5 protein-coding genes are annotated in these 12301 nt (G+C 43.5%); 2 read left to right on the top strand and 3 right to left on the bottom strand.

Annotated features, from left to right (window positions below; translation table 11 throughout):
• Positions 1-17: 17 nt before the first annotated feature.
• A complete protein-coding gene (gpsB, locus tag I6G42_RS03890; protein WP_038804118.1) occupies positions 18-347 on the bottom strand; it encodes a cell division regulator GpsB in 330 nt (109 codons plus the stop codon).
• Between the two features lie 69 nt (positions 348-416).
• Positions 417-944, bottom strand: a complete 528-nt coding sequence (locus I6G42_RS03885; protein ID WP_038804119.1) for a DUF1273 domain-containing protein — start codon at positions 942-944, stop codon at positions 417-419.
• 66 nt (positions 945-1010) lie between these two features.
• Between I6G42_RS03885 and recU the strand changes: the two genes are divergently transcribed.
• The gene (recU, locus tag I6G42_RS03880) at positions 1011-1607 is read left to right on the top strand and encodes a Holliday junction resolvase RecU (protein WP_038804120.1); all 597 of its coding nucleotides are present in this window, start codon (positions 1011-1013) and stop codon (positions 1605-1607) included.
• On the top strand, positions 1604-3751 hold the full coding sequence (gene pbp1a, locus I6G42_RS03875; protein WP_038804121.1) for a penicillin-binding protein PBP1A: 2148 nt from the start codon (positions 1604-1606) through the stop codon (positions 3749-3751). Before recU ends, pbp1a begins: the two co-directional genes overlap by 4 nt.
• Before the next feature lie 174 nt (positions 3752-3925).
• Here pbp1a and I6G42_RS03870 read toward each other — a convergent pair whose 3' ends face one another.
• Positions 3926-12271, bottom strand: coding sequence for an SIALI-17 repeat-containing surface protein (locus I6G42_RS03870; RefSeq protein WP_197906203.1), 8346 nt, complete (start codon positions 12269-12271; stop codon positions 3926-3928).
• Between the last annotated feature and the right edge of the window lie 30 nt (positions 12272-12301).

Here is a 12301-nt window from a genome sequence, read left to right as displayed (position 1 = left end):
ATCTAATAGACACCTAATTATAACTCAGAATTGTCTACAATTTGCTTACCGAATACTTCTTTTTCAAGTCGATTCAATCGTTTCAAAATATCAAAATTTGTCATTGGAGTAGAACTTGTTACATCGATAGAACTTTGTTGAGTAGAACTTGCCTGTGGCTTGTTAGACAATTCCTCCTTCAAATCAGCAATCTCCTGACGAAGAGATTTAACCAAAGCTGCGTAAGTCTCATAGTCCTTGATCACATCATCTAGGAACTCGTCTACCTCTGCCTTACTATATCCGCGAACTTCACGTCCAAACTCTTGTTCAAAAATATCTTTTGCTGAAAAAATAATACTTGCCATTTCTCTCTCCATTCTTGATTGCTATTCTTATTATATAAAAAAAGACAAACAAAAATCAAGGTCAAAGCCTCACTTTTCGGAAAAATTTTCCACTATTTCGTTTAGATCCTCAAATGTTAATCTTTTTGTAATATAGCCTTCTTGATTTTTCATCATCTGGTAAAAATACTGTAACTTGGTTTCATTTTCTTCGTCATAAAAGAGATAGCACCCTTCCGTATTTTCCAGCAGAAATTTCTGATAATCGCGTAATTGTCCCTTGTGCTCATATTGTGGATAGGCGTATTTGACAAAATCAACCTGCTTGAACTCACTGAGTTTGATTTGATTGGCCTCATTCCAGTTACTACCATGGGTTTCAAAGGCAAAAATCGTTGCCAACTGAAAGCCATAGTCTGCTTTCATATCCTGTGCCACTTCCAGCACCCAGTACTCAAAGCCCAGAGTCCCTGTAAAAACAAGCCAGGTCACCCCTTCTTCTGCTAGACGTTCTAAGTCTCTGCGAATGGCTGTTTTGATAATATCAACGCGAATATCCTTGTCATTAAAGAGACCAAGGTCGAAGGCTGAATAGCCTAAAATCAAGGCTGTTGTCATTTTTAACCCTTTCTTTGTAAATTTATGATATAATAGAGTGATGTTATTGTACCAATAAGGAGAATTATGGTCAACTATCCACATAAACTTTCATCACAGAAGAGACAAGCACCCCCGTCACAAACTAAAAATTTCGCAAATCGGGGAATGTCTTTTGAAAAGATGATCAACGCTACGAACGACTACTATTTGTCGCATGGGTTGGCTGTTATCCACAAGAAACCGACACCCATCCAAATCGTACGTGTCGACTATCCCCAAAGAAGTCGAGCCAAGATCGTTGAAGCCTACTTTAGACAAGCCTCAACTACTGACTATTCAGGGGTTTATGATGGATACTACATCGACTTTGAAGCAAAGGAAACCAGGCAAAAACATGCGATTCCGATGAAGAATTTCCATCTTCACCAGATCCAGCATATGGAACAAGTTCTTGCCCAGCAAGGAATCTGCTTTGTCCTCCTTCACTTTTCTTCTCAGCAAGAAACCTACTTATTGCCGGCCATTGATTTGATTCGTTTCTATCATCAAGATATGGGACAAAAGTCAATGCCACTTGGATATATTCGAGAAAATGGATATAAGATTGAACAAGGCGCTTTTCCTCAAATTCCCTATCTCGACGTTATCAAAGAACATTTACTAGGTGGTAAAACAAGATGAACAAACAAACTTTCCTGCGGATAGCTAAGTATGTCAGTATCTGCCTTTTGACCTTATTTATCGCAGCTATTATGCTAGGCGGAGGCCTATTTCTCTACTATGTGAGCAAGGCTCCAGCCCTATCCGAAAGCAAGCTAGTCGCAACGACTTCTAGTAAGATTTATGACAGCAATGATGAACTTATCGCTGATCTTGGGTCAGAGCGCCGTGTCAATGCACAGGCTAATGAAATCCCTACGGAGCTGGTCAATGCAATTGTCTCTATTGAAGATCATCGTTTCTTCAGTCACCGAGGAGTAGATACGATTCGTATCCTAGGCGCTTCCTTACGAAATCTTCGAGGTGGTGGTGGCCTTCAGGGTGGTTCTACCTTGACACAGCAGTTAATCAAGCTGACCTATTTCTCTACGTCAACTTCTGATCAGACCCTTTCTCGTAAGGCACAGGAAGCCTGGTTAGCCTTTCAGCTAGAACAAAAAGCGACCAAACAAGAGATCCTAACTTACTACATCAATAAGGTCTACATGTCAAATGGTAACTACGGAATGCAGACAGCTGCTCAAAATTACTATGGCAAAGACCTCAAAGATTTAAGTTTGCCACAATTGGCTCTCCTAGCTGGAATGCCCCAAGCTCCAAATCAGTATGACCCCTACTCTCATCCAGAAGCAGCACAAGAACGCCGAGATCTGGTTCTCTCCGAGATGAAGGGACAAGGTTACATTACTGCCGAACAATACGAAAAAGCTATTAACACTCCGATTACAGACGGACTTCAAAGTCTAAAATCTGCTAATAGCTATCCTCCGTATATGGACAATTACCTCAAAGAAGTGATTGACCAAGTCGAACAAGAAACAGGCTACAATCTTTTGACAACGGGAATGGAAGTTTATACCAATGTCGATCCTAAAGTCCAACAACGTCTCTGGGATATCTACAATACCGACGAATATGTTAATTACCCAGATGATGAATTGCAAGTGGCTTCAACTATCGTAGATGTCACAAACGGGAAAGTCATCGCTCAATTAGGTGCCCGTCACCAATCAAGCAATGTTTCCTTCGGTATGAACCAAGCTGTTGAAACCAACCGTGACTGGGGTTCAACCATGAAACCCATCACAGATTACGCGCCAGCCTTGGAGTATGACATCTACGACTCAACTGCTTCTATCGTTCATGACGTACCATATAACTATCCTGGCACCAACACACCTGTTTATAACTGGGATAGAGGTTATTTTGGAAATATTACATTACAGTATGCCCTTCAACAGTCACGAAACGTCCCAGCCGTTGAAACTTTGAATAAGGTTGGACTAGATCGTGCTAAGACCTTCCTAAATGGACTCGGTATTGACTATCCAGATATGCACTATGCCAACGCGATTTCAAGTAACACAACCGAATCTAACAAAAAGTATGGAGCAAGTAGCGAGAAAATGGCTGCTGCTTATGCTGCTTTTGCAAACGGTGGTATCTACCGCAAACCGATGTATGTTAATAAGGTCGTCTTTAGTGACGGTAGCTCAAAAGAATTCTCTGACCCTGGTACTCGGGCTATGAAAGAAACAACTGCCTACATGATGACAGAGATGATGAAAACAGTTCTGACCTATGGAACAGGACGTGGAGCCTACCTTTCATGGCTACCACAAGCTGGTAAGACTGGTACATCAAACTATACAGATGATGAAATCGAGAAATACATTAAAAACTCTGGTTATGTAGCTCCAGACGAAATGTTTGTCGGCTATACTCGTAAATACTCGATGGCTGTCTGGACCGGTTACTCTAACCGACTTACTCCAATCGTAGGTGATGGCTTCTACGTTGCTGCTAAGGTCTACCGTTCGATGATGACCTACCTCTCAACAGATGACCATCCAGGGGATTGGACCATGCCTGAAGGCCTTTACAGAAGCGGAGAATTTGTCTTTAAGAATGGAGCACGCAATACGTGGACCCCTTCATCATCTACACAACAAAGTTCGACATCTGAAAGTTCTAGCTCAACATCTGAGAGTTCGACTTCTCAGTCAAGTTCAACTACTCCAAACACAAGTCAAACGCAGACGATTCCTCAACAATCAGGCACTGCACCTGCTGAGCAAAACCAACCAAGTCAACCGCAACAATAAGCAAAATCCTGAGAATTTTACTTCTCAGGATTTTTATTCTTTATAGCACAATAGTTTATCCCAACAGCACCATAACTCTTTTGATAGTTTCTCTAACTATTATAGAGGTTACGGAGCTGTCTTTTTCACTTTCTCTTGATGCTAAAATTTGTCAAAAACAAAGGTAATCAGATGCTATTCCTTTTTCCCTTTCGCGACAAAGATAGCAGATAGAGCTAGTCCAACACTTGCCAAGAAAATAGCTGTTTCTGACTGTTTCTCACCAGTTTCTGGCAATCTCTTGTCTTCTTTGGCAATTTGAACTGGTGCTCCTGAAGTCTGAGTTTTTTCTAACGAACTTAGCTTGAACTCTGGTTTCTCAACTATCGGTGCTGGCTGATCTCCTACTGTACCAAGCGGACCTGTGTACTCTGGTACTTCATGTACTGCTGCTTCTACCGCGTTCACATCACCTGTAAACTCTAGTTTCTCAACTGTCGGTGCTGGCTGATCTCCGGCTGTTCCAAGTGGACCTGTGTACTCTGGTACTTCATGTACTGCTGCTTCTACCGCGTTCACACCACCTGTAAACTCTGGTTTCTCAACTGTCGGTGCCGCTTGGTCTCCGGCTGTTCCAAGTGGGCCTGTGTACTCTGGTACTCCATGCACTGCTGCCTCAGCCGCATTCACTCCACCTGTAAAGTCTAGTTTCTCAACTATCGGTGCTGGCTGATCTCCTGCTGTACTAAGTGGGCCTGTGTATTCTGGCAATTCATGCACTAGAGCCATCACTGCATTGACACCACCTGTGAACTCAGGAACTTCAAGCACGGGTGCTGGTTCATCACCCTTGCTTGATTGAACCGATTCTTCTGTCAATTCTTGATAGAAGCTCGCCAATTCATAAAACTCAGCCTTGCCACCTTCCCAGACTAATTTGACATCTAGAAGAGAGCCACCATTTCGGATAGCGAAGGTTTGGAGACTAGATGTAATTGCACCGAGGTCTGTCCAACTGTCTTGACCATCCTTGAGTGTTCTAGCAAGAACACGTGCCTTAGCTCCTTCAGGAAGACTGGAAACGAGACGAAGGTGGTTGGCATTGGTTGGCTCAGATAAGTGATACACCAATTCGCCCTTCTCTTTTTCAGACTTGTAGCTGGTCAAGACTTTGCCGTCTACAAGATTATTGTAAAGATTGCCTTGGCTTTCTCCACCGTTTCCTTCTACCGTTGGATCATTGATTGGTTTGACAAATTCGCCATCATTGATGACCAATTCTGTAAAGCCTACAAACCGGGCATCATAGTCTGCAGTATAGAGGACACGGAGATAGTTAGCTTTGACTGGTGTCGTCAATTCACCTTCGATGTAGCGATTTCCTGGCATCTTAGAATCATGTGTCCAACCATCTGTCAGTGAATCATCGTGTTGGCTATTAGCCACACCATCTCCTACTGTCACAACATCTGTCCAAGTTTTACCGTCTTGGCTGACTTGAATCTTACCATCACGAAGGTAGTTTTGAGTTCCGTCTTGGATGTAGGCTCTAATCTTCTTGATAGTGCGTTCGCTACCAAGTTTCAAGGTCACATGACCATCTTTATGGGCATAGTCTGAAAACTCAACGAAGTTGTTATAAACACCGTCAAATAGTTGATCTAGGTTGTTCAGTTTACGAACATCATTGCTTCCGTATGTTGGATGAATGCCCATAGTTGTAGATTCTAGTTTAGTTGGTTGGACTTCTTTGGTAGTTACTAGGAGTGAAGTAGATGGAACAGCCTGCTCTTTGTCTGTTTTATTCACAAGACGAACGTAACGTACCAAGTGGGTCGCTACAGATCTATCAGTCAACTGGCTGGCTGGTGTCCATTCTTGTGCATTTGCAGAATACTCTAGGCTAAGAGCAGGGTTGGCTGAGCCTTGGAGCTGGATGCTCTTGATCTGATGGATACGGTCAAGCTTCATACCTAGATAGCTATGAGCAGGGAGTTTGGTTCCAGCTGGAATTTGAAGCTCGTAACTGCCCAAGCTATCCACTACTGGTGTTTCCTTCAAGGCGTCTACGTTGGTGTCCGTTAAATCACTGTTTCCAGAGCGTGTCTCAACAGAGAAGTCTTGGATACGCCACCAGAGGTCGAGGGCCTTGGTATTGCGTACTCGGATGTAACGAGCATTGATCGCTCTGGTCACTTCCTTGGTTTGTTCTCCTGATAGGCGATCGAGTTCCTGCCAAGTAGTTCCATCTGTAGAGTACTCAAGTACACCTGCGGCAAGTTTATCACCCGTTCCTTGGCGAAGACGAACTTTAGTGACTGACTTGACTTCACCGAGGTCAAGTTGTGCCCAGGCATCTACTGGAGTCGTATTGCTACCGTCAGCATTTGCCATCATGGCTTCTGTATTGTCCTTGCTATCAGTGATTTGACGGGCTGAGGTATTTAGTTTGTAAACTAAGTTTGAGCTTAGACTAACTGTCGTTGCTTGTTGGCTACGAGCTTTTTCAACTGGACGGTTAACTGCAATTTCCTGAACTGCAAACCAAGTGTTCTCGCGGTCTGCTGTCGCAATCATGCGAACTGCCTTGGCCTTGATAGTGAGATTTTCAAACTTAAGTAGGGATTCATTTCCGACATAGCTTGGCTCTTTCAAGGTTACCCAGTTATCATTTTCATCTTGATACTGTACTTCTGCCTTACTAAAGGTATCACGTGGATTTGCCTGAGTTCCCATAGCAAAGGTCAAGGTTTGAATCGCTACTGGTTTGTTGAACTTCATACCAATATAATCACCTGTCTTGATACTATTTGGTGATTTAATAATCGCATGAGTTGCCAAATCGCCATCCGTCACTTCTGCCAAACCACCTTCTACACCTGTTCGATTGGTAATAAAGGTACTGATGATTTGATCTGGATGCAAGACTTTTTGAACCTCAGACGCTAGAACTTCTTTCAAGGATAGGATAAATGGACGAATATGTTGAACACCCAATTCAGCTTTTTCCATATGGTCTACATAATGGAAGGTGTGAGTTTGAGACTGTTCGTACAATTTCAAACCTTTATAGTAGCTATCCCAGAGTTTGGCTGCATCGTTTGTAGCCATGGCTTCAGTTCCTGTAAGGAAGGCATCGAGAGCATTCATTTGATCGATTGCGTTATCCAACCAATAGTGGATTTGGGCAACCATTTTTTTATCGCCTGATGCTTTATAGAGTTCAGCTGCTTCTTTAATCTTGGCAAATTCTGCACGCAAGGCTGTACGTTCAGCAGTCACATCCTGACCGGCTTTGAGCTTGGTCATGAAGTCTGTTAATTTTGGAGCCAAGTCTACAGATTCTTCTAGTTTGACGACACGATTATCCATGTTTTGGTTGATCATGTGCTTACCAAGTTCACGGAAGGCTGCCGATACCTTGCTATCTTCAAAATGACCATTTTCTACAAAGTTGAAGGCAATGTCATTGATTTTCTTAGCTTCTTCTTCTGATTTCCACTGTTTCCATGAGTATTGAGCTCCTGAAAAGAGGGCAATCTTAGATGGTTCAGACTGTTGCATTGGGTTCAACATGATACCAGATAGCAAGCTTGGATCCACATTTGGATGAAGGAATTTCTCACCACCACCTAGAATCAAGTGTTGTTTAGAGTTATCTGTTACAGGCCAGTTAATCCAAAGTGAAACTGGGCGATAGGTCTTGCCACCTGCGGATAGATTGTTCTTGAGAGTTGAAAGGAAGCTTTCAGAGACTTCACCCCAAATCTTACCACCCGTCAAGGTCATGGATGTTGAACTCGGGAGATTTTCATTGAGGGATTTCAACTCATCTTCACGTCCATTACCCCAATACTGTCCAGGAACAAAGATCATTTCTTTACGAAGACCGCTGTAAGTTCCCTGCATTTCAGTCAACCACTTGGTCATATCTTGCATCAAGCGGTTGTAGCTATTGTAACCTCCGACTGGGCTTGGAGCATCATCTGCTAGAATACCAAATTCACGGACACCCACTTTCATCAACTGGGTAAATTTAGCCTTGATGGTTGCCAAATCTTCTTGGTAATGCGCTTCATTGCCAAAGCGGATGCGGTTGTTCATGAATGGATGGATAGTCCAGACATAGCGAGTTTTACTTTGATTGCCGACACGAGCAAGTTCACGGATTTCAGCTAGTTTTTCTTCTGGATAGAGTTCACGCCATTTCTTGTTGTGGTATGGATCATCTTTTGGTGCAAAGAAGTATTGGTTCAATTTCAAATCGCCACCATAACGCATGAGCTCTGCACGATCGGCATTAGACCATGGATTTCCATAGTAACCTTCGATGAAACCACGGTTCTTGAGCTCTGCGTAATCTTCTACTGTCACATTGCGAAGGACTGGTACTTGGCTTTCCTTGAGCATGTGTTTCAAGGTTGTCAAACCATAGAAGACCGCATCAGTGTCTTTTCCGACGATAGAAATTGAGTTATCCTTGATGGTCAAGGCATAGGCATCAATCTTGTCAAAGAGGCCTGCTGAAACATTGGACAAGTTTTGCTCTGCTTGTGAACCTTGTCCATGCACTCCAAGATAGATATTGGTTGCGCCAGCAACTGCAGATTTACCAGTTGTATAAGATACTTGATTGTCCTGCAAGACACTCTTCAAGCGATTGCGAGTATAGATATCGAGTTGATCGCCCATGACCAGATTGACTTGCTTACGAAGGGCTGTGACTCCTTCTCCATAAGTCACTTTTTGTGGAGTTGGGAAGACCTTGTACTCTTTCTTGAGATTGTCTGCGCTCTTGCTGGCAGCCACAATGCTGTCTTCGCTAGCTGGTTTACTTGCAGTGAATTGATCTGCCAATTCAACTGTTCCATCACCTGTTTGCTCTACTTTTGGTTTTTCAGGTGTAGTTGGTTTTTCTGGTTGACTTGGTGCAGGCGTTTCTTGCTCTTCTTTGACAGGTTTCAATAGATGAACTTCAGCTGCACTTGCAAAACCACCCACGCCTTCCAATACTTTCAACTCAATCTTGTTGGTATGTACTGCCGCAAAGTTGACTGTTTTTTCTTGGGCGTTGTTGTCCCAGCTTCCTTCTGAAACCTTGACCATTTGGCCATCTTTTTGTGCGTAGATTTCGTAGCGCGTCACGACACCATTTCCACCACCTGGACGTGGGAGATACGTCAAGCCATTGACTTTTTCTGCTTCTTTCAAGGTCATAGTAAGGGTGTATGGCGCAGTGTCACCAGTCCACTTAGTATGCCAGAAGGTATTTGGATCATTGTCAAAGGCCTTTTCAACAGCGCCTTCAGTCGCGTTTCCTGGAAGTTGCTGACTGCTTGCGGTTGCAGTAATCTTATCATTTGAAATCAAACGAGGATTTACAAATGGTTTGTCTGACAACTCTGCGCTATGCAAGATTCCTTTGAAACCACCGATGCTTTCAAGCGGTAGTACCAAGCTATTGTGGGCAAAGCGAGGATGGGCTGGATCTGCGATACGCTCAATTTTTTCACCATCCACATAGACTTCAGTTGACTGTGGTTTGGTTACGATGGAGATTTGATAACGTTTGTTCTTTTCAATTTTTTTATTGAATTGGATATGGAACCGTTCAAATTGATAAGCAAGATAACCATCTTTATCAGCTAGATAGATACGGTTGTCCCCACTAGTTGAGAAGGTTTGTTCCCCGTCTCCAGTGACAGTTACATCAAACTTCAAGACGTGACTTGGACCAACATCACCAGCCAAGCCTTCGATACTGCTATCTTTCTCAAACGCCAATCCTTGCTCGCTGGTCTTCACCTTCTTGCTTGCATAGTTCTTGACTGTTTCAGGATTGATGGTAAACAAGTCGCTTTGATCAATCTCTTTATCAGGATTTGACTGTGGCGCATAAGGGCTCGTTGGTAGGGTGCGTTCTGCAAAGGTCGCAGCTGCACGGTCAGATCCCCAGGTGCGTTCTGCAGTGGTTTGCATGCTCTTGAAGAAGCGTTTGAAGATATCATAAGAGGTCAAACCGGTCTCATGAAGGTCAATGTTATCATTCCAAACTGCGTGCCCTCCACCAAGGATACTTGGATGAGAAGCTGGTAGAAGTGGACCTCCACCTGTTCTAAAATCATTCGGTGTCCAGCTATTGTACTGACGTTCGTAGTTAGCATAGTCCCCGTAGGCTGCTTGACTATTGCTTCCACTTGGCACACTATAGGTCGGTACATCCGTGATGTTGATAATCTTAGCTCCCTGAGCAATGGCTTCATTTGGTCGTTGCCATCCGATACTCCAGATATCAACTTCTACTCCGTTCCAGTCAACAGGAGTGTTTCCACGTTTCGCACTGAGCGAGCCCCAGATACGAGGGGTATAGCCTTTTCCTTTAATGTATTTGATAAGGTCATTGACATAGCGACGATAGCTTTCTCTGCTGCCATAGTATTCATCCGTTCCGATATGAACAGTGGATACCCCATGAAGTGGTGCATCTGGACCATCGAGGAGTTTGTCATAAACTGATTTGACAAAAGCTAGCGTTTCATCGTATTTATTATCTAGATCGAGCATGGCAACACGTTCAACATTGTGTTTGCCAGCATAATCACTCAAACTACCTTGATACATGAGGTCTGGGCGGACTTTGACAAAGGACAAGGCGTGACCTGGTGTGTCAATTTCTGGTACTAGGTTGATATGCAAGGCCTTGGCAAGTTTAATCAGATTTTGCATTTCTTCCTTGGTATAATGCTCATCTGATGTCAGTTTTTGACCATTCTGACCGACAATGTCTGTCTCCACACGGAAACCAGTCTTGGCATGTTCAAGAACATACTTGAGTTCTTCCTCTTTGGAAAGATTCTTTCCTGCCAAGTGTTCTTTTAGGAAAATATAGTTATCATTAAGGTGCAACTGCAAGTCGTTCATCTTGTAGTAGGCCATGTTGAGCATGATGTCTACAAGGGTGTCATAAGGGATAAATTTACGACCTGTATCTAGCATAAAGCCACGATGGCTGAAACTTGGGAAATCACGAATTTCGCCATTTTGTAGGTTGCTTTCTCCCATTTGAAGAAGAGTCCGAGTGGCGTAGAAGGCTCCTGTATTTGTAGCAGCTTCGATGGTAATCACATCATTTTGGATAGTGATACCGTAGCCTTCCTTACCGTAACCCTTGTTTTCAACCTTTTTAAATTCGATTCGTTTTTGAGCCTGCTTGTCACCTGTCGCAAGTTCCAATCCACGGCTAGCAAGGTCTGACTGGTAGAAGGTTGCAGCCTGATCAAAACCTGAATCACCTGTCGCAAGAACTGTATCTGAAGTGATAGAAGATTGGCCTTCTTTCCCATACCATTGTTGAACAGCTGGTGCTACTTTTGGTTTCACACCCACACCTTCGTCCTGATGTAGCCCCTTGATGACTACTTCAAACTCTTTGGTAAAGGTATGACTGTCTTTGATTTGTTGTACCATGACCTTGACACGTTGATCTGTCAGAGGTTGGTAGATGCGATTTTGAAGGTCAATCACACCCTGCTTGTTACTGCCGATCAGACTAACCTGACCTGGCAAACTTGGTAGGACAAGAGACTTGCCATCTTCAGCCACATCCAACTGATCAACTTGGCGGATATCCGTTACTTTACTATGGTCCGGAACGTTTGAATAAGCTCGAATTTCTTGAATTCCAACGTTTCTCCAGCCCATTGTACCAGCTTGGTAATCATTGACTTCAAGTTTGAGGTACTTCGCTTTGATACTTTCAGCTAGGTCTACTTTCTCATCTAAAACAGGATCTCCAGTCTTGGTATGAGCTAGTTTCCATTGTTTTTCTCCGTTAGCGCCCACGTCTTCTTGACCTGCGTAATAGAGACTCCAAGATTTGATATTTGGGTCATTTTGCCCATTGCGAAGACGACGATCCCAGTCAATTTCCACATGTTTGATCAAGGTAGTCTTTGGCAGAGTTAGTTCAAAAGTTGGTTTTGGTACATCTTTGTCCGTTGCCCATCTAGTACTATCATCACCATCAACTGCTTTGTCAGCTGTAAAGCTTGTTCCAGCCTCATGGTTGTTTGCTGAAGCAGTAGCGCCTTCGAGGTGGTTTACATCTTCTCTGTCTTCGATTGTCTTTTCAGCTGGTTTTACTGCTGGTGTAGTGGTTTCCGCAGGCTGTTTGTCTGCCTTTGGTGTTTCAACCGGTTTCGGCGTTTCTGCTGGCTTGGGACTTGCAGGACTTGTCTCTGGTTTTGCATCTTCACTTGCTGCAGGTTTGGTTCCCTCATCAGTCGCTGGAGTTTCTTCATGACTTGCTTCTGTTGCAGCTTCTGCATCTGCTTTTTCAAGCGCAGCGGCTAAATCATCTGGTAACTTATCCAGAGCTTGAACATGAGTGATACTTCCCTCTGTCTCTGAAGGCGCTGCTGTTTCTGCTGCCTGAACCATATTGGCTCCAAAGATACTTGCACCAATCATAACTGAGGCTGCACCAATTGCAAATTTGCGGATACTATAATGACAGCGTTTCTCAAAAAAGTGTTTGTCCATATTTCTCCCATTTCCTTTCATCCGCTTACG

Origin of the sequence: Streptococcus oralis, from assembly GCF_016028255.1 — a bacterium.
Classification (GTDB): domain Bacteria; phylum Bacillota; class Bacilli; order Lactobacillales; family Streptococcaceae; genus Streptococcus; species Streptococcus oralis_AC.
The sequence above is the reverse complement of the archived record's forward strand: the minus strand, read 5'-3'. Positions and strand labels throughout refer to the sequence as shown.

Excerpts from the sequence above, each read along its gene's own strand:
- I6G42_RS03885 (WP_038804119.1), bottom strand. The coding sequence starts at position 944 with ATGACAACAGCCTTGATTTTAGGCTATTCAGCCTTCGACCTTGGTCTC.
- gpsB (WP_038804118.1), bottom strand. The coding sequence starts at position 347 with ATGGCAAGTATTATTTTTTCAGCAAAAGATATTTTTGAACAAGAGTTT.
- recU (WP_038804120.1), top strand. The coding sequence starts at position 1,011 with ATGGTCAACTATCCACATAAACTTTCATCACAGAAGAGACAAGCACCC.
- pbp1a (WP_038804121.1), top strand. The coding sequence starts at position 1,604 with ATGAACAAACAAACTTTCCTGCGGATAGCTAAGTATGTCAGTATCTGC.
- I6G42_RS03870 (WP_197906203.1), bottom strand. The coding sequence starts at position 12,271 with ATGGACAAACACTTTTTTGAGAAACGCTGTCATTATAGTATCCGCAAA.